Here is a 23,130-nt window from a genome sequence, read left to right as displayed (position 1 = left end):
GATCCCTCCGCAAAGCGAAAGGCCGTGATCATTCCATCGCCATCAAAGGGATGGTGGACAGATAGGCCTGCCCTCTCCAAACGGCCCGGACCATTGCGATAGAGGGTCCCATTAAGTTCCGGCGGGATAGTCCCGCGTACTGGCTGGAGACCTACCCCATCAAGCTCCTCGGTGACATTGCGAAAGGCCCTGGCCCAATCATCCCGATTGGAGGCCACAGAAGCTTGTCCAGCCAAGGAACTAGTCATACCGAAGAGGCCGCTTCTGCGCTTGCGAACTGAGTCGAAAATAGGTGAGAATAGGGTCCACCGCGAGCCAAGAGCTCCTGGTGGGGACCAGACTCAACCACCCGCCCCTTGGCAATTACGCAGATGCAATCTGCGTTCACCACTGTCGAAAGACGATGGGCCACCACCAAAGTGGTGCGATTTTGCATCAGCCGATCTAGGGCCTCTTGAACCACCTGCTCTGAAGCGGAATCCAAGGCTGAGGTGGCCTCATCCAAGAACAAGATGGGCGAGTTCTTAATCAAGGCCCTCGCAATAGCCAGCCGCTGACGTTGGCCACCCGAGAGCATGGTGCCATTCTCACCAATTAAGGTGTGATAACCATCTGGAAGCTGGCAGATAAAATCGTGGGCATTGGCAGAGCGGGCGGCAGCTTCAATCACATCAATGGAGGCTTCCGAAAGGCCATAGGCAATATTATTTGCAACTGTATCATTGAACAAAAAAGTATTTTGGTCTACAACAGAAATAATGCTGCGCAATTCTGATAACTGCAAATCCTTGAGATCAACCCCATCGATGCTGATCACACCGGAACTGGGATCATAAAAACGACAAAACAAATCCACAATTGTGCTCTTGCCACCACCACTAGATCCCACCAGGGCAACTGTTTTACCGCAGGGCACTTCAAGATCCAGCCTGTCTATCACCAGTTCATTGCCATAGCCAAATGAAACGCTTTGAGCACTTAATCCCACAGAAAAATTGGGAACTTTGAGGGGATTCTCAGGGTCGGCGGGATCATTGGGAACATCCAGAATTGCATAGATATCCTCAGCAGCTGCAGCCCCCTGCTGCCAGGTTGCATTGGATTTGGCAATGCTCTTAAAAGGTGCATAGCAAAGATAGAGTGATGCCATAAAAGCAAACAAACTTCCCGTCGTGCGGGTGCCGGCAATCACACTTTCGCCCCCATATAAAAGAACCGCACTAAAGCCAATCGCCCCCAGTAATTCCATTAAGGGCTGGTTGGACAATTTAGCCCTAGTGGTCTTAAGAGCTGTTTGCAATACGGATTTATTTTCGGCGTCAAAGCGATCCAGCTCATAGGCCTGCATCCCAAAAATCTTGACGACCCTTGAACCCACAATTGATTCCTGAAGATAGGTGGCCAAGCGTGCCAAACTATTCTGGCTGGTTCTAGAATGACGCCTAACTTTTTTGGAAGACTTCAGGACGGGTGCAATTGCGAAGGGGAAAAGTACAAAAGCAATCAGGGAAAGTAACCAGTCTTGATAAAAAGCAACCGCAACCAATACCGCCAAAGTGAGGCCATCCTTAACTACGGAAACGAAACCATCCACAATTCCGGATTTAACTAAGCCCACATCATTCATAACCCGCGAAACCAACATCGCAGAAGGATTTCGATCTAAAAAGGATTCTGGCAATTCGACCATTTTTGCCGCCATGGTTTTGCGTAGATCGGCAGTCATCGACTGACCAACCAATTCGGTCAAATAGGATCCCAGGTATTGGGAGGCAGCACGAATTGCCATAACCACCACAATCGCCACAGGAGCGCTGTAGAGCCGAACTCGATCCTGGGAGGGCAAAACCTCGTCGAATAGATAGCGAATTACCAGGGGCACAAAGCCGGTAGATGCGCCGTAGAGAAGGTTAAAGAACAGGGCAAATGCAAAGGTGGGCCATAAATAACGACGGCCATAAATCGCCAGCCGCCAATAGAATGATTTGGGCTCCAACTTGGCAGGGGTTGGCGAATTAGATATGGTCATTAGATCTGTTCATTTGATTAGCTTAGCAAGCTCATGGGCAGCCCTATCAGAGGCTCCAGGCTGCCCCATGGCGCTTCGCAACTGGTCTACGGCCTGGCCACAGGCCTGGCGATTTGCAGCCATTTGGGCCACGGCCCGCACAATATTGGCAGGGGTGACCCGACGCTGGAGCAATTCCGGGAAAAACGGACGACCCAAAATCACATTGGGCAGCCCCATTGTGCGATGGCGAATAAATAGTTTCCCCAATAGATAGGTAATCAGCGAAAAGCGATAGAGAATTACGTGGGGGCATCCCAGAAGAGCCGCCTCCAAAGTGGCCGTCCCCGAAGCAATTACCCCCGCATCAGCGGCTGCCAACAGGTTGTAGGCGTCACCCTCTACCACTGGCACTGGGAATGGACCCTTGCCATGGCTCCGTTTCAAAAAGGACTCGGAAATGGTGGGTGCTTTCAATAGGGCCACCTGCCAGCCATCGGCCTTGAGCTGCTGGGCGGCCCCCAACATGGCTGGCAACAACAGGTGAACCTCGGAGCGCCGGCTACCCGGCATCAACACCAACAATGGTTGCTGCAGATCAAAACCATGGAGTTGGCGAGTTTCACCAGGGCTGCGGCTCGTTTTGAGGCTATCCATCAATGGATGGCCCACATAGCTGGCCACAGCTCGGCCATATCTATTGAAAATCTCTTCCTCAAAGGGAAAGATCACGGCAAGGCGATCAATCAACTGGGCCATGGTTTTGGCCCGGCCCTTACCCCAAGCCCAAACCTGGGGGGCGATGTAGAAGAAGACCGGGATTCCCCTTTTTTTGGCTTCCTTTGCCACGAACATGTTAAAGCCGGGATAGTCAACCAAGACCACAGCCTTGGGTCGATGTTGATCCATTTGCTGCTTCAGCATCTCCATCACCCGGTAATGCCTGGGGATAGAAGCCGCAATTTCCACCAGGCCAGCGGCCGAAAGGGTGCTCACATCCGCCAAGGTCTCCATGCCCTGGGCCCGCAGGTTGTCACCGCCCACACCCACAACCTGCACCCCAGGCAATAGGCGGCGGAGCTCCCGGAGCATGGCACCGCCATGGAGATCCCCAGAAGCCTCCCCGGCCACAAGCAAAATCCTGGGCCCGTCCTCAGCCATTGCCGATCCGCTCCAATATTTGGGCCACCAGGGCATCTAGGGCCCCAGTTTCCAGCCGCATGGGGATGGCCCTCACAGAGGAGCGATAGGCAGCCGGCAGCCGCTGGGCATCCTTCACCGTGGTGACCAACAGGGCGTCATGGGCTTGGGCCACAGCCAATAAACGCGCCAACTCCTGCTCAGAATAGGCGTGGTGGTCAGCAAAGCTCTCCGTGGCCAGCAGCTTCAAGCCAGCGGCGCCCAGGGCCTCAAAAAACTTGCGCGGCAGGCCTATCCCGCAAAAAGCCCACAGCTGTCTGCCAAAAAGATCGGCCGGCACCTCTAGCTGATAGGTCAACTCGAAGCTGGGCTTTTTAACCGGCCAGTGATACCTGATCCGTCGGTCCATGGGGCCAGCAGGGGCAGGGCCGGTGAGCACCAAAATGTCGGCCCTTGCCAGCTGGCCCAGGGGTTCGCGCAAGGGTCCTGCGGGAAACACCTGGCCATTGCCAACGCCGTGGCGACGATCCAGCAGGGTCAGATCAAGATTGCGCTGCAAAGGCCAGTGCTGGAGACCATCGTCGAGCAACAGCAGATTGGCGCCGTTGTCGATCGCCAGGTGAGCACTGCAGGTGCGGTTGGATCCCACCCAAACCTGCACCCCAGGTAATTGTTGGGCGTATTCGAGCGCCTCATCGCCAACGGCCTGATAGGCCATGGAAGCCTGCACCAGGAGAGGTTCCTTGCCCTGGCGGCCGTAGCCCCGCAGCAGGACAGCCACCGCGAAACCCTGGGCGCTCAAGGCGCGGGCCAAGGCAATCACCAATGGGGTTTTGCCAGTGCCGCCCAAGGTGATGTTTCCCACCGAAATCACCGGTACGGGCAGTCGCACCGGGCGAATGCTGCGGTGATGCAGATGCAGCCCCAGGCGGTAAAGCCATGCAAAGGGCAAAAGAGCCGCCGCCTGGGGGCTCAGGCGCCGTTGGTACCAAAATCGGGGTGCTGGGATTGGCATCAAAGACTTCCGGCCGAACTATCCGCTTTCGCGCCGGTTTTGCCCAGAAATTGCTTGATTTGCTGGGCAATCTGGCGGGAGGGGCCCTCGAAGTGAGGGGCTTGGCTAGGTCCGGAAGGTCTAGGGCCCTGGCCGCCGCAATCCCGCTCGAGCAAGTGCTGAACCCCAGCCCAGGCAGCCGCTGGCGTGGGATAGGACCACAGCAATTCCCTATCGGCCAAGACACCTGCCAAATCGGAAAAGTTGGCCATGTCGGGCCCACAAACCACCGGCTTGCCCAGGGCCACGGGCTCAAGGGGATTATGGCCACCAATCGACCGACCTCCAGGCTCAAAACTGCCCCCGATCACCACCACCGCAGCCGCCTCGATCCAGGCACCCATCGCTCCTAGGCAATCAGCGATCACCACATCTGCCGCGAGCCCTTCAGCTGCTTCCCCATCAGCTGCTTCCCCATCAACAGCTTCATCATCAACAGCCCTTTCGCCTGGGGCGATCCGACTCCAAAGGCGAGCACCCGGCAGGAGCTTCAGCAATTCAGGTGCCCGCTGGGGATGGCGGGGAGCAATCAACAGCGCCACCGGGCTTGGTTGCGGGCCAAAGATCCAGGGGCAGGCATCCAGCAGGAGCTGCTCCTCGCCCGCATGGGTACTGGCGAGAAGCACCACGGCCCGAGCTCCAAACACCTGCTGCAGCCGATCCACAATCCGGCGATCGACAGGCAGGGGATCGGCATCCAGCTTGGTTGAGCCCGTGGCCTGCACCTGCGGCGCCCCCAGGCGCCGAAAGCGCTCGGCATCCTGCTCCGATTGGGCCAAGCAAGTCTCAAAACGGCCCATTAACCAGCTCGAAAACCAACTGGCCCGCTGGTGTTGCCTAAACGAGGCGCCGCTCATCCGGGCATTAATCACCTTGAGGTGGGGCATGGCATGGACAATTTCTGGCCACAGCTCGGCCTCGGCCAACACCCCCAGCTCAGCTCGCCAATGGCGCCTAAATGGCAGCCAACAGAGCCAGTGATCAATGGGCACGTATTGATGAAGCACCCCCTCAGGCAAAAGCTCCCTGGCCAAGCCCGCCGAGCTGCGGGTCACCGTTGTGACCAACAGGCTTACCGGAAAATCCTGCAACTCCCTAAAAACGGGCTGCAGGCTATTGAGCTCTCCGACACTGGCGGCATGGAACCAAACAAGAGGGCCCTTGGGGCGCCGCAGGGTTGCCCAGCCCAGGCGTTCCTGGATCCGCCGGGGATCCTCCTTACCCTGCAGCAGGCGCCAGACGAGCAAGCCCAAGGCCACAGGGGTGAGGCCCAACCAAAGGGTGCGATAGAGCAGCAACAACCCTGATCCGGCCCAGGAAGGGGTTCTACCCATGGCTGGTACCGACCAAGCCTGGCTGGGGACCAGTGATCCTGGCCTGGGCGCGACCCACCGTGGACTCCATCGCCCGATTTAGCTCATCCTGCAAAGCCTCGATCGGGGCATCCGCTGAAAAATAAATAGGGGCCCCCAAGACAAAAACAGCCCTGGAAAACGGCAGGGGCAGGAAGGTGCAATCCCAGGACCTAAGGCGATGCACCCTTGAACAGGCCAGGGCCACCGGCACGACGGCGCAACCCGATTGCTGGGCCAGGTGGATGACCCCAGGCTTCACCAGCTCCCGTGGTCCCTTGGGGCCATCGGGGGTAATGCCAACGGACTGCCCCTGCTGCAAAACCCTCAGCAACTGCAGGTAGGCCCGGGCTCCGCCGCGGGTGGAAGAGCCCACCACCAGGCGAATACCCCGCAACCGCGCGGCCACGCCCACAATTTGGGCGTCGCGATGGGCACTTAGCAGCACTGAAACCGGCCGGCGCTCGTAACTACGCAGCAACGGCACAAAAAAAACATGGCTATGCCACAGGGCATAAATCACCGGCTCGCCACTACTTTTAACGAGGAGATCCAGCTCGGGATCGGCCTCTATCCTCAGGCGAGAGGTCAACAAAACTACCTGGCCATAGGCATTGAGCAGCCCTCCCACCAGCAAGGTGAGGGCCCGGTTATTCAACAGGGTTCGCTTTTTAGCCATGGGCCTTGTCAGCAAATAACCCCTGGTGGAGAGGCTTGGGCCATCCACCGGGGGTTTGCAGATCCAAAATCTGTGTGCCTAAAAAAGAATGGGGCTGCGAAGGGAAAGGTTTAGGCCGAACCAACGCCAACGTAGGCGCCGTAGAAAAACAGACCAACCACAAAGATCACTGCCATGCCACCGGCCGTGGCCACCAGCCAGAGGGGCAGCACCCCTTCGGTCCAGCGAGAACGCCATGCCACCGCTGGGCGGCCATCGGGCAGGCGATCGGGAATCCGGCCGTCAGGCAAGTTTGATTTTTTACCGCTCATCGGAAGTGCTCCTGATCAGTTGAAGAAATAGCTGGAGAACAGGATCCCGGTGACGAACACAAACAACAGGCCCAAATAAAGGCTTGTACGGTTCAGCTCAACCGGCAGATTGTTGGGGTTGGGGGTGCGTTGCATGGCCTCAGCGACGAACGAACTGCATGGCGGCCAGGGCTCCCAGGAAAAACACCGTGGGAATACCGAGGGCGTGGATAGACAGCCACCGGACCGTAAAGATCGGGTAGTTGCGGGGGGTGGTGGAAATGGGTGCTTGGGTCATGACTTATTGCAAGCGCAAATCGAGGGAGCTCTTGGCGTCGTAACGCTGGCTCACCACAGGAGCCTTACTTTCCTGAGCCTGGAAATAGGCATCAGGGCGGGGAGTCCCAAAGGCGTCGTAGGCCAATCCTGTAGACACGAATAGGAAGCCAGCCAAGAAAATGGAAGGCAGGGTCACCGCATGGATGACCCAGTAACGGATGCTCGTGATGATTTCGAAGAACGGACGTTCTCCTGTTGAGCCGGCAGCCATAGCGGTAAGCGTTCAGCTAGTCGATCCTAAGGGTCTGGGAGCAGACGATGGGAGTCGGTCTGGCCCTTGGTTACAGAAGTTGGCGCTAGCCCACCCAACGCAGCAGGGAACCCCGCTCACCCAGGACAAAAGCCTTGCCATCGGGCAGGAAGCTGATGCGGGTGAAGTTGGTGGGTTGGACCGCTCCCACGGGGTCCTTTTGCCAGGTTTTGCCCTGGTCAGGGCTCACCAACAGGGTGCCGCTGCCCCCACCGGCCCAAATCGAGCCCTGGGGGTCCCAGGCCATGTCGAGATAGCCATAGCCGTTGGTGATCGGGATTACAGGCTTGCTCCAGTCTTCTGGGTTGGCCGGATCGGCGCCAAAACGCAGTTGGGCTCCCCGGGCCAGCATCCACAGGGCACCATCGGGCTGGAAGCCAATCGATTGCAACCGCTGGCTACTGACCCGCTGGTGGGGGGTCCAGATCGGATCGCCGGGGTTCCAGGTGGCGAAGAAATTGCCCAGGCTGCTGACACTGACGTATTCACCGGCTGATCCCCGGCGCAGATCCCTCACGGAGCCAGCCGCATCAGCCACATTGGCCTGCCAGCTATTGCCGCCATCGCTGGTTTCATAGATGGCGCCCACATTGGTGGCCAACTCAGCCGTATTGGCAGCGAGGGCCGTGATCAGGTAAGGCTCTCCGGGGAGCTTGGTATCCAGGAAGAGGCGGCTCCAGTTTTGGCCAGCATCGGTGCTGTGCAGAAGCAAGCCGGGCTGGCCCGCAATCCAACCCTCATCGCCGCGGAAATCAAGGCTGATCAGCCGGAAGTTTTCCTCCTCAGGCAAATCCAAGGCCCGCTCAGCCCAGCTGGCACCGCCATCGTTGGTTTCCAGGATCAGACGGTTGCTGCCTACCAGAAAGCCGTGGTTGGCATCTGTGAATGCCACATCAAGCGGGTTGGCCTTGGTGGCCAGTGGCACCGCCTGCCAGGGGCTGGTGGTAGCCGTGGGCAAACCGGTGGTAACGCAGCCGCTGAGGCCGAAGCCCAGGAACAGGGCTAGCCCCAGGCTGAGCAGAGGTGAGAGATAGCGGCGCATGGGTCTTCAGCGAAGCGAATAGAGGGAAAGGAAGAAGGCAACCGCCAGGGCGAAGGCGCCAAAGATCAACACATTCTTCTGCCCAGGAGTCAGTCGGTTCACCCCCAGGCCGAAATCAAGGTTTTCCTCAAACCCGCTGGGCTTGTTGCGCGGGCCAATGTCGATGAAAGCTGCGGTCTTGCTGCGGCAAACCGGGCAGCGGAAGCTGGACGGATCTAGCTCAAGGAAGGGCACCCCCGGCGTAATTCCGTATTTCTTGACCCCCTCGGCCGGGTCATAGACGAAACCACAACTGCGGCACTCGAAGCGGTGATCAATCGCCTCAAGGGCAGGGTCCTGGGGCTCTAGATCCTTCTCTAGGCCCTCCTCCAGCCCCACTTCTTCTTGCGCGTCGTCCTGCATCCCTTAACCGCAGTTGGGCTGAACAAACTGTATCGACGCCCAAGCCTGAATCGCAGATGCCAGACTGCAGAGCAGGTTGGCCTGGTCCGCATGTTCGTGCTCTCCGGCTACGACGCCTTTCTCGGCTTTTTGCTGATTTCGGCTGCCGTTCCCGTTTTGGCACTGGTTACCAACAAGTTGTTGGCACCGAAAAGCCGCCAAGGCGAAAGGGAACTCACCTATGAATCGGGCATGGAGCCCATTGGTGGCGCCTGGATTCAATTCAATATCCGCTACTACATGTTTGCCCTGGTCTTCGTCATCTTCGACGTGGAGACCGTTTTCCTCTACCCCTGGGCGGTGGCCTTCCACCGTCTTGGCCTGCTGGCATTCATCGAGGCCCTAATTTTTATTGCCATCCTGGTGGTGGCCCTTGCCTACGCCTGGCGCAAGGGCGCCCTCGAGTGGAGCTGAACCGGATTTCCCCATGACCCAATCCCCCTCGATCGACGCCCTGCGCGACCTGCGTGCAGCCAGCTGCAACCCGGTGGGCGCGCCAGCTGTCACCTCGGATCTTTCCGAGAACGTGATCCTCACCACCCTCGACGACATCCACAACTGGGCCCGGCTCAGCAGCCTCTGGCCCCTGCTCTATGGCACGGCCTGCTGCTTCATTGAGTTCGCTGCCCTGATCGGCTCCCGCTTCGACTTTGACCGCTTTGGCCTGGTGCCCCGCTCCAGCCCCCGCCAGGCCGATCTATTGATCGTGGCGGGCACGGTCACCATGAAGATGGGCCCCGCCCTAGTGCGGCTCTACGAGCAGATGCCCGAGCCCAAATATGTGATTGCCATGGGTGCCTGCACCATTACTGGTGGCATGTTTTCCGCCGACTCCACCACGGCCGTGCGGGGCGTAGACAAGCTGATCCCAGTTGACCTCTACCTGCCGGGTTGCCCGCCCAGGCCCGAGGCGATCTTTGATGCGGTGATCAAGCTGCGCAAAAAAGTGGGCAATGAGGCGCTTGCTGAACGGGGCAACCTCCAGCAGACCCACCGCTACTGCACGGTCAGCCACCAGATGAAGGCCATTGAACCGATAGTGGATGGCCGCTACCTGCGCGCCGAAACCCAGCAAAGGGCCCTGGCTGCCGCCGCTGGCCTCCCCCTGGGCGCCACCCAGCCCCAACCAGAGAAAATCGATGCCTGAAGAAACCCAACCCGGACCAGTGGCCCAATGGCTGGCCGGCCAGGGCTTTGAGGCTGAGGCCCTTGGCAGTGATCACCTGGGCATCGAAATTCTGGGGGTGGAAGCGGCCTTTTTGCCGCTGGTGGCCACTGCCCTAAAGGCCCATGGCTTCGATTACCTGCAGTGCCAGGGCGGCTACGACGAAGGCCCGGGAGGAAAGCTCGTGAGCTTCTACAACCTGGTCAAACTCGGCTCCTTCAGCGCCCAGATAGATGCCGAAGGCAAGCCCCTGGCCAATACCAAGCCGGAAGAGGTGAGGCTCAAGGTGGCCGTGGCTCGCAACGACAAGCCCACAATCCCCAGCCTTTACGGACTCTTTCGGGGAGCCGACTGGCAGGAGCGTGAAACCTTCGATATGTATGGCATCGAATTCGAGGGCCATCCCCAGCCCAAGCGGCTCCTGATGCCAGAGGATTGGCGGGGTTTTCCACTGCGCAAGGACTACGTGCAGCCCGACTTCTACGAGATGCAGGACGCCTACTAGAAAACAGGGCTAAAACCCCTGCCCCGACGGGGGTCTTGCAAGGGGGTCGACCCAGTGGGTAAGTTTCATCTGCGGCCATCTGCGGCCGCAAATGCCGCCGTTTCTGCGGCCACTCGATCCCACCTCGATCAGCCATGGCCCGACTAGCCGCCAAGCCCTGGGAGCAGCAACTCCGCCAGCTGGTGAAGAGCACCCACGGCCGGGGCTGGAGCCTGGGCCCCCACCGGGGCGGCCGCACCCAGATCACCAGGCGCTGGAGCGATGGCACCCGCAGCAGCGCCACCTTGCCCACGCCCTGGAGCCCAAGCTCGGGCCCTGCCCTGCTGGCGCTGGTGGAGCGGGTGGCCCTAGCCATGGCCGAGCAGCAGATCGGGCTGGCCCCTGCCATCGCCCTGGTGGATGCTGCCGGGGCTGGGCAATCGGCCGCGGCGATGCGGGACGGGGCCGTTGACTGGCCCGAGGCCGCCGAGCGCTGGCGGGCGCAGCAGATCTCCAGCGGCACGGTGAAGCCCTTTACCTGGAGCCGACACCACAAGCGCCACGTGGCAGAGACATTGGAGGTGCTGCTCCGCAAGCACCGCCAACCCCGGGATGGCGAAGCGGTGCTCGAGGCCCTACTCGAGGCGCACCCCACTGCCCCGGGCTGCAACGGCCGACGGGAGCGGCTGGGCACCGCTGCCCGATTTCTGCGGTTTGCCGTGGAGCACTGCGCCGCCCCCCGGCGCTACCTGCCCCCGGCCAAGCTCACCGATCTGGTGGGCCGCCGGCTGGATAGACCTGAGGCGGGTGCCCCCCTGCTCGATCACCAGCTGCTGAGGCTCTACCGGGCCACCCCCGACCCCAAGTGGCGGTTGGCGGTCGGCCTGGCCGGCACCTTTGGCCTGCGCCCAGTTGAGATTGGCCTCTGCTCACCGGATGGCCAGGGCGGGCTACGGGTGCTGGGGGTGAAGCGCAACGCTGCTGGCAAATCCGCCGATCGGCCGGTGCAACCCCTCGATCCTGCTGGGGCTGCAGGCCTGGGGGCCGAGCTGCTGGCCCTGCTGGCTGAGCGGGGGGCAGATGCCTTGCCCGTGCCCACGGTGGGCACGCCGATGAGCACCAGGCTGGGGGCTTACCTAGAGGATCGAGTGCCGGCCTGGGGCGAGATCCGCCGGGAGGCTGCCGAGACTGGCCAGGGGCACCTGATCCCCTACTCGTTGCGGCACTCCTATGCATGGCGGGGGAGCCAGCTCCATGGGCTGAGCCCCCGGGTGCTAGCCAAGCTGATGGGCCACACGGTGGCGGTGCATCTCAAGCACTACGGGGCCTGGGCCAGTGATCTCGAGGTTGCCCAGGCGGTTGCTGCTGCCGCGGCCCGGCTACAGCAAGCCCATGCACTTGCGGGGTGATACCCCACCTATGGGGGTGCCAGATGGGAGCAGATGGCACATATGGGGCATTTGGACTACGTTGTCAGAAGTGACACGCCGGACCAACACAGTTGGAGCACCCGGCCCGTAGCGAGATAACCCTCACCCCCCTCTGTGCAACCGCCCCGCAAGCCAACCCCGCCGCTGCATAAGCCGAGCCGGGAGCAATCCCTGATCGAGCAAGCCAAAGCCCTCTTGCGCTCCACCGCAATAAAGCGGTTACGCACCCCAGTTGGTGTGAATCGCCGAGGAGCTGAGGCACTGGTAGCCCAGTTCTGGGCCCGTGGGATTCAAACCCCAGGGCAGTGGGAGTGGCCCGATCAGGGCCGTAGCTCCAAGCTATTGACCCGGTTTGCAGTGGCACTCACGGCCGCAATGGCTGACACGCAGAAGGGATGAGGAACGGCGGGCGCTAGAGCCCGCGTTACGGATGAAAACAGCTAAGGCGACTCCCCATAGGGAGTTTGTGCCTACCGGGCAGGCAATTGTCGTGCTCGGAGTTAGTAGCTCCACTTTGTGCCGCTGGGTAAAGCAGGGACTGTTTGAGGAGGGCGTGCACTTCCGCAACGGCCTCACCACCAAGTCACCCCGGCGGTGGGATCTCCACGCAGTGGAGCAGCGAATCGCCCAGCTGCGTCAGCTGCCTGACCCATTGCGACCCCAGGCACCACAGCAACCCCCTGGCGGCTGATGGCCAACCAACATGAGCTTGTTGCCAAGGCGGCCAAGGGGGCAAGGGAGGTCACCGTCAGGGGCGCAACCCGGGTGATCGATACCGCCGTGGAGGTGGTGGCAGGGCCCGGCTATCTCAGCGATGCACATAAAAAGCTGCTGGCGGCCAGTGCCGTGGATCAAGGCCGCCAGGCCCAGTGGCGCACCATCACCACCGTGGAGGGGCTGCCTGCGGAGTTGACCTGCTGGGGCAAAAAGGCCGTGCCGTGCATGGCCACCACCTGGACCACGGTTACCGGCAAGCAGGTGCCCCAGATAAGGCCCGACACCCCGATCACCCTTAAAGACGGCCGCCCCCGCAAATACCTATTCCCCAAGGGCAGCGGTGGATTTCTCGGCGTTGATGCCGGGTTTGCCGATCACATGGGCAGCCGCACCATCCCGCTGCTGCTGGTGGAGGGCACCAAGCAATTCCAAGCCGCGGCCAGCGTGCTGGATACAGCGCACCCCCTAGCCGTGCCCGTGGGCATGGCCGGCTGCTGGGGCTGGAGCCAAGACCAAAGCCCCAGTGAAGACCTGATGGCCCTGGAGGCGGAGGGCCGGGATGTGCTGATCTGCTTCGACGCAGATGTGGCCACCAACTACGGGGTTTGGTCTGCTGCCAGACGGCTCCAGGAGCACCTGATGATCGAGATGCAGGCCCGCTCCGTGCAATTCCTGCAGCTGCCTGGTGGAGGCAAGGCCGGGCTGGATGACGTGCTGGGCCGGCAGCAGGTTGAGGCCAAACGGGTGGATCTGCTGCGCAGCCTGATGGCCAATGCAGCTGAGTTCAAAACCCTGCCCAAGCCCAGGCCACCCGCCCGGGGCTCAGGCTTTTTTGATGGCTCCAATTTCCAGCCCTACGACTGCCTGGAGTTCCTGCTGACTGAGCACAACCTGGCCCTGGCTGGCGACATCTCAGTGGCTGTTTACCAGGGCGGGGTGTATCACAACGGCGCTTCCCTTTGGTGGGACCGGGTGATTTCTGACCTGCTGGCTAACGATTTCAAGCTGGAGCACCTGGCAGCCCTTTCCAAGATGGCGGTGGCCAGGCTGAAAACCGAGGGGCTGGTGATTCCCTTCCAGCAGCCCAAGCCGATCATCAATTTCCTCAATGGCCTGCTCGATGCCCGCACGCTGGAGCTCAAGCCCCATGACCCTGCCTATCTAACGCTGGTGCAGATCCCCCACAACTGGGATCCCCAGGCCAAGTGCCCAACCTTCCTGAAATGGATTGAGGACGTGGCCCCAGGGCAGCTAGAGGGGCTGCTGGATGTCTGCAGCCAGATGCTGGATCTCTCGGCCTGGCCCAGCAAAATCCTGTTTCTGTACGGCCTAACCCGCTCAGGCAAATCCACCTGGATCCGGATTACCAACGCGATTGTTGGCGAGGAGCTCAGCTGCAGCATCTCTTTGCACGACCTGAGCAAGGGCGGGGACGACAAGTTCGCCAGCTCAAGCCTGTTCGGCAAGGTCCTGAACAGCTTTGCCGACTTGCCCGAGGGGGATCTCCACGACATCTCCCTGATCAAGTGCCTGACGGGCGGCGATGTTTTCTCGGCTCAACGAAAAAACCAAAACCGGTTCGATATGCGGAACCAGGCCATGCTGATGTTCAGCGCCAACAAGATCCCCGCCACGAGCGATGCCAGCTCGGCCTTGATGTCGAGGATGGCACCATTCAGCTTCCCTTTCTCTTTTGAGGGGGCCGAGGACCCCACGATCGAGGATCGGATCATTGGCCAGGAGCTGCCGGGGGTGATCCGGCTGATGGTGGAGGCCCTGCAGAAGCGCAAGCAGCGGGGCCACTTCCTGAGTCAGGACCCTGAGCGGATGCAGTACTTCGCCACCCGTGTCGACAAGGTGCGGATGTTCCTGGCCACTTGCACCACCCCGGGCGATCGGGGCAAGGCCTGCCTGGCCGGCACAGCCCTTTACGACCTCTATGTGGAGTGGACCGAGACAGAGCAGGGCGGCCGTAAGGGCATGCACCTGGGGCGCAACAAGTTCCTCGAGCGGGTGCGCGATACCGGTGTTGGGACGTTCAAACCTTTAGGCGGCAAGCAGCTCTACAACCTGGTCAAACGACCCGACTGGCAGGACAGCTGGGGCACCCCAGAAACAGCCGATGACGGCCCTCAAAAAGTGCCGAGCGGGGGGGATGACAAAACTCCAAGTCAAATAGTCAGCCTTGACGACCAGGGTTCGGCACTTTTTAAGGCTGGTGGGGGTGAAAAAGTGCCGAGCGTCCCAAACGCAGTGGGGGCGGGCGATCTACCCACGTTGTCACGGGGGGCCTCGGCGGTTTCGGCACTTTTGCCCTGTTCCCAGCCTCTTACACAAACACCTTCAAATTCTCCAAGACCTCTGCAATGCACCAAAAGTGCCGAAAGTGCCGAAAGTGCCGAAAGTGCCGAGCCCCAGGTTGATGGTTCGGTTGACAAAACCCCGGCTGACCCGGCCACGGCGACTCCTAAAAAGACGGCAAAAAAGGCATCCGAGCCAGCCCTTGATCTCATGCTTGAGGCTGTCTCCGCTCCCCCGGCTGACCACCTGGTGATTCCGGGTGGTACTGATCCCCTGGTGATCGACCTGGAAACCTGCAGCGCCGATCAGTTATGGGCCACCCCCGATCCGGCCACCCCCTTTGTCCGGCTGGTAGGCACTGACCACGGCAACAACACCGACCCGCAGCAGCTGCTCGAGTACGGCGGCCCACTGGTGGCCCACAACGGCTTTGGCTTTGACTTCCTGGCCCTGGCCCACCACCACGGGATGCCCCTGCTGGAGCTGAGTGAGCAGGGCCGACTGGTCGACACGATGGTGCTGGAAACCCTGGCCCACCCCAATCGGGATGATCTGGAGCCAGAGCAGTACATCCGCCAGCTGGGGCTAAATGCAGCAGCAGAACGCCGCGGCCTGCCCGGCAAGACGGATGATCTGGCCAAGCTGGCCCGCACTGCGGCCAAGGCCGCTGGCATTACCGGCAGCCCCAAACAGCTGGAGGTGGCCGGCTATGAGCTGATTCCCCAGGGCGACCCCGATTACAACGCCTACCTGCACGGGGATGTTGCCGCTGGCCGGGCCGTGTTTGACAGCCAGTGCCCCGGCGGCCAACTCAGCCCCTACCAAGCCAGGGAAATGCGGCTGATGGGCCGGCTGGTGCATGGCATCACCCTGGTGGGCTTCCGCATTGATCGCCCTGAGATCGAGAGCCGGGAGGCTGCTCGGCAGGAGCGCGTGGCCGCTGGTGCACTGCAGCTCGAGGCCATCGGGTTGCCCAAGCGCACCCAGGACAAAAAGGGGAAATGGAGCTCCCCCCACGCCACGGATGTGGGCAAGGCTGCCATCGCCGCGGCCTTTGCTGATCTCGGCATTGCCCTGCCCTCCACCCCGGGCGGTGCACCTTGCATCAAGGCCGACGTGCTGCAGGGGATTGCTGCTGAGCATGCCGACAACCCGGCCGTGGGGGATCTCTGCGAGACCATCGCCGGGCTGGTGGGCAGCCGCACCGTTTTCAGCAATGTTCTCCGGTATGCCACTGGCGATCGAGTGCACCCCACGGTGTTCCCTGGCCAGGCCACGGGTCGCTGCGGCATCACCAACCCAGGGCTCACCGTGCTGGGCAAACGCGACGGCAAGGTTGTCGAGCGGGAGATTTTTCTGCCCGATGCCGATGACCACCTGCTGCTGGCAATCGACCTGAGCAAGGCCGATGCCCGGGCTGTTGCCGTATGGAGCCAAGATCCCGGCTACCTGGATTTATTCGATGCCGGGGTGGACATCAATCGAGTTCTGGCGGATCAATTCGGCATTTCTAAAAATGCTGCAAAGGCCCTGGGCCACGGCACTCGCTACAACCAACAGGCCCGGGGGATGCAGAACCAAACCGGCATCGATTTGGCCGAGTGCCAGAGCTTCCTGGCTGCGCACAAGCACAGCCATGCCGCTGTGCACCGTTGGATTGACCGGGTTGTGGGCATTGCCGAGCGTGGTGGGGCCCTAAATAACGGCTTTGGGCGCAAGCTGTACACCGGCCACCACAAAAAGGGCCCTTACGTAGGGGATAGCAAGGCCTTCACCCAGGCCCCCGCCTACCTGGGTCAAAGCACCACCCGTGAGTGGATGGCCGAGGGGATTCTCCGCTTGCCCTTGGAGATCGCCTCCCAGGTTCGCTGCTTCCTGCACGACGAGGTGGTGCTGTCCGTGCCCGAGCAACACCTTGACCTTTATCGGGAGGCACTACTGGAGGCATTCCAATTCAATTGGGCACCACCAGAAGATGCCCTGGTGATTCCGGTATCAGAGGCAATAAGGCCCGTGCCGGTTGTTGCCGAATTGAGCGCTCCTGCTCGCACCTGGGCCGATTGCTACAGAGAGGAGGAATGATTGCCCGCACCGTTCTTGCTTACCCCTCCCTCGACCGGCCATGGTGCCCTGCCGATCTCGAGCTTTGTTTCCGAGCGGCCAGTTTCAGCGCCCTGGCGCAGGCCTTAATCCAGATGGGCCTGCTCGAATACGAGCACCTCGGAAACCCCGAGGCCGCTTCTGCCCAGGTGACCCGGGCCGCCGCAGGCGACCGCAGGGCGCAGGCCGAAATCCTGGACATCCTCAAGAGCCATGGCCAGGTGGTGACAGTTGCCCCCGCCATCTCTCGTCTCCCCCCCGATCAGCCAGCGCCCAAGCACCACGGCCCCAACAACCCCACCCATCTGCCCCCGTATCGCCAACCACCCATGGATCCGTCCCCTGCCGCTGTGCCCCGGCACCCCCTAAGCGATTGGCAGCAGCGGGGGAAGGCCACCGGCTTGGCCGGCGCCACTATTGCCGCCGTGTTTGTTCGCCTGTTCGGGGCTACTCCCCCGCGCAACCCCAAAAGCAACCGGCTTTACACCTGCCGGGAGATAAATCTGATCTGCACTGCTATTTCAAACCACCAGAGTTGGAATAACCGCGATAATGTGTAAATGACTTTCCCCCAAATTCCCAACAAGGATTCCGCGGAATGGGCGGCCTGGGCAAAAGCGCACCCGCTCCACAAAGCTGTGGTGGGGCCGAGAGCCACCAAACCCGTCCTCGAGATGCGGACCCAGCAAGTTCTCGAATGGATCGGCCTCTGCCGGACCCGCCCGGCGATGCTTCTTTTAGTCTCGGAATACTGGGGGGTGACTGAGCGAGCCTTCGAGGATCATCACGCCGAGGCGGTACGGAGACTCCGGGCCCGATTTGACCAAGACCGACCTGATTATCTGAGCCAAAAGCTGGAGCAAATCGAACATCTAATGCAGGTCTCACTGGATGCCGGTCAGCTTTCTGCCGCGGTCGGCTCCATGAGCCTGCTACTCAAGGCAACCGGCTGCGATCAACCCTCGAAACGCACCAAATGACTAGCCACACCACTGCCCGAAAACCAGGCTTCATCCTCGACCCCAGGCCAGGTGAGGAGGACCTCCAGGCGCTCTCCATTCTGGAGTTGGCAGCCCTCCCCCCGGAGGGGAGCCGCGCCCAGTTCGGCCCGATCTGCGGCTGCAGGCAATCAAATAAAAACCGACTTGGCGGACAACGGCCGATGCTCCGCTGGCTCCCCGATGGCTCCGCCTTGAAAGCATGGTGCGGCAACTGCGGCAAGGCCCTACGTGGCGGAGTGCATCGCCAGCGCCTGGCCACACACGTGCTGGGGTTGACCAGGCTGCCGCTAGATCACCTGGATCTTGAGGACGCCGTACTGGCCGGACTGATGCTGCCTGAGCACCTGGAGCGCCCGACACCCTTGCCAGATTGAATTGGCAGGGATTGATTTTCAGAATTAAGCGATCGAAGCAGCGGCCTGTTACCAACGCGGGCAAGTGATACCCCCCTCCCATGAAACCGACATCCATCGTCTTATTCAAGGAAGAGAAACAGATTATTGACTGGCCAAAGCTTGCTGGTGGGGTAGATTTTACACAGCCTGAGCAAATATGAAAAACCCAAAAAGTTTATTGGACTTGACTGGCAGAATCCCCTGGATCATGGGATCTCTGACGACGATCCTGATTTCAGCCGCCCCATTAATGGCCTTTGGTGATCCCTCACAAGCCGGCGCCGCAGCCTGGTGCGGCGCACGTCAGAGAGGCGCTTCTATCGACGAAGCTAATCAACAGCTTAGAAAGACTATATCTGCGAATTTAATGATGTCAACCGATTTCGCATCGGCCATAGTAGGCGCCATGAGCAACAGAGCCGGCATGCAAAGCCAAATTGATTACTATATCTCGACAATGTGCCCAGGGATGACCTATCAAGCGGGGCCAGCCGCAAACAGCTCAATCGGCTCGGGCTCAGTCGTCAATAGTTCATTTTGGAACGAGCAAACCTGCAATGATTTGCATATTAAAGGCAATGAATATTGCGACAAGCTTCAAAGCAAAGCAAAAGAAAGCCCTTCGCCGAGATGCAGCAAGATTTTAGTGCAGTTTGAGTGCAGTTACAAGAAATATCTATCTGCAAATCCCAGTGTTGAAAAATGGGCAATTTCAAACCCCCAGATGGCACGCATCGAGGCTCTCAAGTTAAAAGCTACGGATGCCGAGAACTTTGGCGCAGCTCAGGAGGTAGTTGGAACTCCTGCTCAAGCAACCAAAAAGAACATCAAAGCATCAGAAGCAAAATGCTTAAAGGCTGCGGACTACAAAGGCTGCATGGATTATCACAATAAATAGATATTTTCCGGAAAGCCGTTGCTAGCCCGACTCGCAAGACTTCTACCGTAAAGTGAAATTATGCTCAAAGTGGATTCCACTTTCGTGGCTGCTTTCGAAGCCCGGGCTACGAGGCCATTAATCCCAGCACTTACGAAGTCAGGGATCGGCTGCGCGTCATATCAGCGTGCGGGACTCCCAGGCAGAGTCCTTTCCAGCATTGGCATTAACTTGCCGCAGCCGAGGTTCTGGCGGCAGAACTGGCGGCATCTGGAACTCCCTTGCCCCAGTGGGGCTCTCCCTGATGCGCAGGTTTTCCACGTCCTGGGCGGGCAACCCATCGGCGGTACTCGCCTCGGCCACCCGCCTAGATGGTGGTTAAGCCCGATTTGGAGAAGTGAAATGGCAGAGGGCCTCAGACACTAAGAGCGGCGGAAACGAAAGGCCAGCTCAATCAGCGGCTTTTAACGCAGTAGCCGCTGGAGCTGAGCCAGCCCAGGGGGCAGGAGTTACCGGTCTTTTGGATCGCTTCGCGGTTATTGCTGGGGCTGCTGACGCAGTAGTTGCCCGAGCCATAAAAGCCCAGGGGACAGCTGTTGCCGCTCTTCTCAATGGCGCCACGGGTATTCCCTCCCTTGCTGGGCACGCAATAGCTGCCGGAGCTGTAGTAACCGAGGGGGCAGCTACCCGCTTTTGGCAGGGGCTGAACAGGTTGCTGGGCCAGGGCACTACTGGCGAGCAGGGCCCCAGTGACGAGGGCAAATAGAGGCGGGATAGGGCCCATGGTGCGAGAGCTAAGGGGAACGCCTGAGTGCTCGAGCAGATTATTGGTCGCAGCCAGATGCATGCTGACGACCCACCTCACAGAGTGGAGGTACCACGAGTTTTTTGCTATCGGCTATTAGGAGACTGTTGCTCGCTGCTGGTGGAACAGCCCTGGCTTTCCATAGCGAACAAACAACACCAAGGCGACGCGGCAGTGCCGCAGGCACAAACAATGCAGGATCCGCATGGGAAGGAGGGCTGAAAACCATTGCACTGGCTGCGGGATAGCAGCTATTTGCCCCATTTCGACGCAGACTGCAGCTGGCTAGAGCAGGCAACGCAACAAACCCACCTGATGCCAGAAGCCGTTCTTGCCCCCGGAGCCCGCATCGAGTGCCGCAGCGCCGAATGGCTGGTGCGCAGCCTGGGCCGCAGCTCCGATGGTCTGCAGGTGGTGGATGTGGTGGGGGTGTCGCCCTTCCTGCGGGAAAAGGAGGCCCGATTCCTGGTACAGGTGGAGCAGGCAGCGGGCAGCTTCAAGGTGCTGCAACCAGAGGAAACGGCCCTAGTTAGCGACCCTTCACCCCAATACCGCGACAGCCTGCTGTTTCTGGAGGCCCACCTGCGCCGCACGGTGCCCACCGATGCCGCCCTGGCGGTGGGGCATCTGGCGGCAATGGACGCCCTTCCCTATCAGCTCCAGCCTGCGGCTAAGGCCCTGGCCATGCCTCGGGCACGGCTGCTGATTGCCGATGCGGTGGGTCTGGGCAAAACCCTGGAATGCGGGATTCTCTGCAGCGAGATGATCCGCCGCGGCCGGGGTAAGCGGATCTTAGTGGTAACCACCAAGAGCATGGTGGGGCAGTTCCAGAAGGAGTTCTGGACGCGCTTTTCGATTCCGTTGGTGCGGCTTGATTCCGTAAACATCCAGCGAATCCGCAAGGATTTACCAACCAACCAGAACCCTTTTCACTATTACGACAAGGCGATTGTTTCGGTTGACACGCTTAAGAATGACCGCGAATATCGCTTCTATTTAGACAATGCCAATTGGGACATCATCGTGATTGATGAGTGCCAGAACGTGGCTGAGCGGGCTAAGGGAGCGCAGAAAAGCCAGCGAGCGAAGCTGGCGGATCGCCTGGCCACCCGATCGGAAACCCTGATCCTGCTATCGGCCACACCGCACGACGGTAAGCCGGAGAGCTTTGCGAGCTTGATGAAAATGCTCGACCCCTCGGCAATTGCCAACCCAAGCGAATACAGCAAAGAGGACATCAGGGACCTCTACCTACGGCGTTTTCGTAAGGACGTGATTGCCGATTTGCGCAACAGCGTTCAAGAGCGCGACACCAAGGACGTGGACTGCCAGGCCAGCGAAAGGGAGGAGCGGGTATTTGCGCTGCTGAAGGATCTAAAGCTGCCGGACACTGACGCCAAGGCCAAGGCGGGCCAACTGTTCAAAACCACCCTGGCCAAAAGCTTGCTCTCAAGCCCGATGGCAGCCCTGGAAACTGTGCGCAATCGGCTCAAGCGCTTGGAGGCAGCGGCTACGCCATCATCGGCCGATTGTGCGGCGCTGCAGGAACTCGAACCCCTACTGGCGGCAATTGATGCCAGTGATTTCTCCAAATATCAAAAGCTGCTGCAGCTAATCCAGGCCGATTGGAGTTGGCGCGGCAAGGACCCCAAAGATCGCCTGGTGATTTTCACGGGGCGCCGTGAAACTCAGCGTTTTTTGTTGGAGCATCTTGCTGCAGATCTGGGGCTCGGCGCTGGGGCCGTGTTGGGCCTTGATGGCGCCATGGCCGATGTGGATCAGACCAGGGTGGTGGAGCAGTTTGCCCAGGAAAAAGATGCCGTTCGGATCCTGGTGGCCACTGAAGTGGCCTCAGAAGGATTGAACCTCCACTACCTCAGCCACCGGTTGGTGCACTTCGATATTCCCTGGTCGCTGATGACGCTGCAGCAGCGCAATGGCCGCATTGATCGCTATGGCCAGGCCATGCAACCGCTGATCCGCTATCTGCTCACCCGCTCCCGCAGTGAGGGGATGGGCGATGCGGAAAAGATCCTGCGGGTACTGATCCGCAAGGACGACCAGGCCCAGATCAACATCGGCGATCCATCGGTGTTTCTACGGGTTTTTGATGCCGAGGTGGAGGAAGAAGAAATCGGTAAGGCGTTGGAGGCAGGCGATGCCGAAGGCCTAGAGCGCCGCATGGATGCCAATGCCAAGCCCTACCTCGAGCAAAGCAGTGAGCTCAACCTATTTGCCGAGATGTTTGGCATCGATAACGACGCAGGGCCGGATCCAGAAAGCAGCAGAACCACAGCCGCCATTCAGGTGGAGCAGCGCAAACCATTCAGCCTCTTTCCCAGCCTGTGGGCCTACGTGGACCAGGGCCTTGCCGCTGTGGCAGAAGCAATGGATCAACGCGGAGAAAAACTTGATTTACGTGCCTATCCAGAGCAAGAGCGGCTGGAGATCACGCCTCCACCCGACCTGCAACGTCGCTACGACCGCTATCCACCGGAGCTGAGGCCCCAAGGCGGCCAGCGGCTAGTGGTTTGCACCGAGGTGGCGGCTCTGCAGCGCGCCCTGGAGCAGGCCCGCCGCCAGGAAAGTGCCAGACCGGAGCTGGAATACCTCTGGGATCTGCACCCCCTGGTGGATTGGCTGGCGGATCGCGGCCAGATCACCTTTCCGCGCCACTGCGCTCCGGTGCTGCAGCTCAGTGAAGGCCTCGATCCAGGCGAAGTGGTGATGGTGTTTCAAGGCACGATCCCCAACCAGAAGGGGGTGCCGGTGGTGCAGGAGTGGGTGGCGGTGCGCTTTGCCGGAACGGGCCTGAATGTGGTGGCTGAGGAACCGTTTGAGGCGGTCGCCCAGCGGCTGCAGCTAGGCCGCAAGGTGTATGCCAACCCCATGGCCCCTATCCCTGTACATCTGCAGCAGCAACTGCCGTTTGCGGTGGAAAAAGCCAACTCCTATCTGCTCAAATGCAGCGACCTCTGGACAACCCGGATGCAGCCAGAGCTGGAGGCCCAGCGCGAACGTCTGAAGCGGCTGCGCGGCCGCCAGGAGCAGCAGCTGCAAATCAGCTTCGCGGCGGATCAACGGCCCCAGCAAATCAAGGAGAAGCGGCGGCTAGCAGAACAAAAGACGATCGGTACACGCTTCGATGACCACGAACGCTTCGTAAACGAGGTGATGACCATCGAACCGGCTCCCTATCTCAAATTGGTTGCCGTGCTGCACCGCGACAGCAGTTGATCAACCCTTCCACCCAAAGCTGC

General features: G+C 60.2%; 24 protein-coding genes. 11 read left to right on the top strand and 13 right to left on the bottom strand.

The features are described from left to right. The 12 genes from KBY58_RS02935 to KBY58_RS02880 all read right to left on the bottom strand — a co-directional run. The coding region (locus KBY58_RS02935) for a carotenoid oxygenase family protein (protein WP_255002777.1) at nt 1-248 on the bottom strand (248 nt) is incomplete at its 3' end. Further along, nucleotides 245-2,029: an ABC transporter ATP-binding protein gene (locus tag KBY58_RS02930; protein WP_255002775.1), complete on the bottom strand. Its 1,785-nt coding sequence runs from the start codon at nt 2,027-2,029 to the stop codon at nt 245-247. The genes KBY58_RS02930 and KBY58_RS02935, both read right to left, overlap by 4 nt. Nucleotides 2,030-2,038: 9 nt before the next feature. Then, nucleotides 2,039-3,169 (bottom strand): lipid-A-disaccharide synthase, encoded by a 1,131-nt coding sequence (gene lpxB / locus KBY58_RS02925; protein ID WP_254934531.1) that lies wholly within the window; start codon nt 3,167-3,169, stop codon nt 2,039-2,041. Then, nucleotides 3,162-4,163: a tetraacyldisaccharide 4'-kinase gene (gene lpxK, locus KBY58_RS02920; protein WP_255002774.1), complete on the bottom strand. Its 1,002-nt coding sequence runs from the start codon at nt 4,161-4,163 to the stop codon at nt 3,162-3,164. Before lpxK ends, lpxB begins: the two co-directional genes overlap by 8 nt. Further along, nucleotides 4,163-5,536 (bottom strand): 3-deoxy-D-manno-octulosonic acid transferase, encoded by a 1,374-nt coding sequence (locus tag KBY58_RS02915; protein ID WP_255002773.1) that lies wholly within the window; start codon nt 5,534-5,536, stop codon nt 4,163-4,165. The genes lpxK and KBY58_RS02915 overlap by 1 nt, the downstream gene beginning before the upstream one ends. Further along, nucleotides 5,529-6,233 (bottom strand): lysophospholipid acyltransferase family protein, encoded by a 705-nt coding sequence (locus tag KBY58_RS02910; protein ID WP_255002771.1) that lies wholly within the window; start codon nt 6,231-6,233, stop codon nt 5,529-5,531. The genes KBY58_RS02915 and KBY58_RS02910 overlap by 8 nt, the downstream gene beginning before the upstream one ends. A 110-nt stretch (nt 6,234-6,343) precedes the next feature. Further along, nucleotides 6,344-6,544 (bottom strand): photosystem II reaction center protein J, encoded by a 201-nt coding sequence (locus tag KBY58_RS02905; protein ID WP_048017331.1) that lies wholly within the window; start codon nt 6,542-6,544, stop codon nt 6,344-6,346. 15 nt (nt 6,545-6,559) lie between these two features. Further along, complete coding sequence (locus KBY58_RS02900) at nt 6,560-6,679, bottom strand: photosystem II reaction center protein L (protein WP_254934527.1); 120 nt, start codon at nt 6,677-6,679, stop codon at nt 6,560-6,562. 4 nt (nt 6,680-6,683) lie between these two features. After that, a complete protein-coding gene (gene psbF / locus KBY58_RS02895) occupies nt 6,684-6,821 on the bottom strand; it encodes a cytochrome b559 subunit beta (protein ID WP_254934526.1) in 138 nt (45 codons plus the stop codon). Between the two features lie 3 nt (nt 6,822-6,824). Then, on the bottom strand, nt 6,825-7,073 hold the full coding sequence (gene psbE / locus KBY58_RS02890) for a cytochrome b559 subunit alpha (protein WP_254934525.1): 249 nt from the start codon (nt 7,071-7,073) through the stop codon (nt 6,825-6,827). 85 nt (nt 7,074-7,158) lie between these two features. Then, complete coding sequence (locus KBY58_RS02885; RefSeq protein ID WP_255002770.1) at nt 7,159-8,154, bottom strand: photosynthesis system II assembly factor Ycf48; 996 nt, start codon at nt 8,152-8,154, stop codon at nt 7,159-7,161. Between the two features lie 6 nt (nt 8,155-8,160). Then, nucleotides 8,161-8,556, bottom strand: coding sequence for a rubredoxin (locus KBY58_RS02880; RefSeq protein WP_255002769.1), 396 nt, complete (start codon nt 8,554-8,556; stop codon nt 8,161-8,163). 90 nt (nt 8,557-8,646) lie between these two features. On the opposite strand from KBY58_RS02880, the gene ndhC reads away from it, so the two are divergent. From ndhC to KBY58_RS02830, 10 genes are all read left to right on the top strand, one after another. After that, the gene (ndhC, locus tag KBY58_RS02875) at nt 8,647-9,009 is read left to right on the top strand and encodes a photosynthetic/respiratory NAD(P)H-quinone oxidoreductase subunit C (RefSeq protein ID WP_254934522.1); all 363 of its coding nucleotides are present in this window, start codon (nt 8,647-8,649) and stop codon (nt 9,007-9,009) included. 13 nt (nt 9,010-9,022) lie between these two features. After that, on the top strand, nt 9,023-9,742 hold the full coding sequence (locus KBY58_RS02870; RefSeq protein ID WP_254934521.1) for an NADH dehydrogenase subunit K: 720 nt from the start codon (nt 9,023-9,025) through the stop codon (nt 9,740-9,742). After that, nucleotides 9,735-10,265 carry an NAD(P)H-quinone oxidoreductase subunit J gene (locus tag KBY58_RS02865; protein WP_255002767.1) on the top strand — a complete coding sequence of 177 codons (531 nt, stop codon included), beginning with the start codon at nt 9,735-9,737 and terminating at the stop codon, nt 10,263-10,265. The genes KBY58_RS02870 and KBY58_RS02865 overlap by 8 nt, the downstream gene beginning before the upstream one ends. A gap of 134 nt (nt 10,266-10,399) precedes the next feature. After that, a complete protein-coding gene (locus KBY58_RS02860; RefSeq protein ID WP_255002766.1) occupies nt 10,400-11,653 on the top strand; it encodes a hypothetical protein in 1,254 nt (417 codons plus the stop codon). A gap of 451 nt (nt 11,654-12,104) precedes the next feature. Continuing rightward, nucleotides 12,105-12,365 carry a helix-turn-helix transcriptional regulator gene (locus KBY58_RS02855; protein WP_255002765.1) on the top strand — a complete coding sequence of 87 codons (261 nt, stop codon included), beginning with the start codon at nt 12,105-12,107 and terminating at the stop codon, nt 12,363-12,365. Then, nucleotides 12,365-16,774: a phage/plasmid primase, P4 family gene (locus KBY58_RS02850; RefSeq protein WP_255002763.1), complete on the top strand. Its 4,410-nt coding sequence runs from the start codon at nt 12,365-12,367 to the stop codon at nt 16,772-16,774. The genes KBY58_RS02855 and KBY58_RS02850 overlap by 1 nt, the downstream gene beginning before the upstream one ends. After that, on the top strand, nt 16,771-17,352 hold the full coding sequence (locus KBY58_RS02845; protein WP_255002762.1) for a hypothetical protein: 582 nt from the start codon (nt 16,771-16,773) through the stop codon (nt 17,350-17,352). Before KBY58_RS02850 ends, KBY58_RS02845 begins: the two co-directional genes overlap by 4 nt. Next, complete coding sequence (locus tag KBY58_RS02840; RefSeq protein ID WP_255002760.1) at nt 17,353-17,772, top strand: hypothetical protein; 420 nt, start codon at nt 17,353-17,355, stop codon at nt 17,770-17,772. It begins immediately after the preceding gene. Then, nucleotides 17,769-18,167: a hypothetical protein gene (locus KBY58_RS02835; RefSeq protein WP_255002759.1), complete on the top strand. Its 399-nt coding sequence runs from the start codon at nt 17,769-17,771 to the stop codon at nt 18,165-18,167. Before KBY58_RS02840 ends, KBY58_RS02835 begins: the two co-directional genes overlap by 4 nt. Before the next feature lie 178 nt (nt 18,168-18,345). Further along, entirely contained in the window at nt 18,346-19,086 is a 741-nt protein-coding gene (locus KBY58_RS02830) for a hypothetical protein (protein ID WP_255002758.1), read from the top strand. Between the two features lie 433 nt (nt 19,087-19,519). Here KBY58_RS02830 and KBY58_RS02825 read toward each other — a convergent pair whose 3' ends face one another. After that, nucleotides 19,520-19,849, bottom strand: coding sequence for a hypothetical protein (locus tag KBY58_RS02825; RefSeq protein ID WP_255002757.1), 330 nt, complete (start codon nt 19,847-19,849; stop codon nt 19,520-19,522). 336 nt (nt 19,850-20,185) lie between these two features. Between KBY58_RS02825 and KBY58_RS02820 the strand changes: the two genes are divergently transcribed. After that, on the top strand, nt 20,186-23,107 hold the full coding sequence (locus KBY58_RS02820) for a DEAD/DEAH box helicase (protein WP_255002745.1): 2,922 nt from the start codon (nt 20,186-20,188) through the stop codon (nt 23,105-23,107). Nucleotides 23,108-23,130 lie beyond the last annotated feature (23 nt).

Source organism: Cyanobium sp. HWJ4-Hawea (genome assembly GCF_024345815.1).
Lineage (GTDB): Bacteria > Cyanobacteriota > Cyanobacteriia > PCC-6307 > Cyanobiaceae > Cyanobium_A.
This window is presented reverse-complemented; position numbering and strand designations above follow the sequence as displayed.

Excerpts from the sequence above, each read along its gene's own strand:
- KBY58_RS02865 (WP_255002767.1), top strand. The coding sequence starts at position 9,735 with ATGCCTGAAGAAACCCAACCCGGACCAGTGGCCCAATGGCTGGCCGGC.
- lpxB (WP_254934531.1), bottom strand. The coding sequence starts at position 3,169 with ATGGCTGAGGACGGGCCCAGGATTTTGCTTGTGGCCGGGGAGGCTTCT.
- KBY58_RS02930 (WP_255002775.1), bottom strand. The coding sequence starts at position 2,029 with ATGACCATATCTAATTCGCCAACCCCTGCCAAGTTGGAGCCCAAATCA.
- KBY58_RS02845 (WP_255002762.1), top strand. The coding sequence starts at position 16,771 with ATGATTGCCCGCACCGTTCTTGCTTACCCCTCCCTCGACCGGCCATGG.
- psbF (WP_254934526.1), bottom strand. The coding sequence starts at position 6,821 with ATGACCCAAGCACCCATTTCCACCACCCCCCGCAACTACCCGATCTTT.
- KBY58_RS02830 (WP_255002758.1), top strand. The coding sequence starts at position 18,346 with ATGAAAAACCCAAAAAGTTTATTGGACTTGACTGGCAGAATCCCCTGG.
- KBY58_RS02900 (WP_254934527.1), bottom strand. The coding sequence starts at position 6,679 with ATGCAACGCACCCCCAACCCCAACAATCTGCCGGTTGAGCTGAACCGT.
- KBY58_RS02905 (WP_048017331.1), bottom strand. The coding sequence starts at position 6,544 with ATGAGCGGTAAAAAATCAAACTTGCCTGACGGCCGGATTCCCGATCGC.
- ndhC (WP_254934522.1), top strand. The coding sequence starts at position 8,647 with ATGTTCGTGCTCTCCGGCTACGACGCCTTTCTCGGCTTTTTGCTGATT.
- KBY58_RS02855 (WP_255002765.1), top strand. The coding sequence starts at position 12,105 with ATGAAAACAGCTAAGGCGACTCCCCATAGGGAGTTTGTGCCTACCGGG.
- psbE (WP_254934525.1), bottom strand. The coding sequence starts at position 7,073 with ATGGCTGCCGGCTCAACAGGAGAACGTCCGTTCTTCGAAATCATCACG.
- KBY58_RS02840 (WP_255002760.1), top strand. The coding sequence starts at position 17,353 with ATGACTTTCCCCCAAATTCCCAACAAGGATTCCGCGGAATGGGCGGCC.
- KBY58_RS02820 (WP_255002745.1), top strand. The coding sequence starts at position 20,186 with ATGCCAGAAGCCGTTCTTGCCCCCGGAGCCCGCATCGAGTGCCGCAGC.
- KBY58_RS02835 (WP_255002759.1), top strand. The coding sequence starts at position 17,769 with ATGACTAGCCACACCACTGCCCGAAAACCAGGCTTCATCCTCGACCCC.
- KBY58_RS02885 (WP_255002770.1), bottom strand. The coding sequence starts at position 8,154 with ATGCGCCGCTATCTCTCACCTCTGCTCAGCCTGGGGCTAGCCCTGTTC.
- KBY58_RS02915 (WP_255002773.1), bottom strand. The coding sequence starts at position 5,536 with ATGGGTAGAACCCCTTCCTGGGCCGGATCAGGGTTGTTGCTGCTCTAT.
- KBY58_RS02870 (WP_254934521.1), top strand. The coding sequence starts at position 9,023 with ATGACCCAATCCCCCTCGATCGACGCCCTGCGCGACCTGCGTGCAGCC.
- lpxK (WP_255002774.1), bottom strand. The coding sequence starts at position 4,163 with ATGCCAATCCCAGCACCCCGATTTTGGTACCAACGGCGCCTGAGCCCC.
- KBY58_RS02910 (WP_255002771.1), bottom strand. The coding sequence starts at position 6,233 with ATGGCTAAAAAGCGAACCCTGTTGAATAACCGGGCCCTCACCTTGCTG.
- KBY58_RS02860 (WP_255002766.1), top strand. The coding sequence starts at position 10,400 with ATGGCCCGACTAGCCGCCAAGCCCTGGGAGCAGCAACTCCGCCAGCTG.
- KBY58_RS02850 (WP_255002763.1), top strand. The coding sequence starts at position 12,365 with ATGGCCAACCAACATGAGCTTGTTGCCAAGGCGGCCAAGGGGGCAAGG.
- KBY58_RS02880 (WP_255002769.1), bottom strand. The coding sequence starts at position 8,556 with ATGCAGGACGACGCGCAAGAAGAAGTGGGGCTGGAGGAGGGCCTAGAG.
- KBY58_RS02825 (WP_255002757.1), bottom strand. The coding sequence starts at position 19,849 with ATGGGCCCTATCCCGCCTCTATTTGCCCTCGTCACTGGGGCCCTGCTC.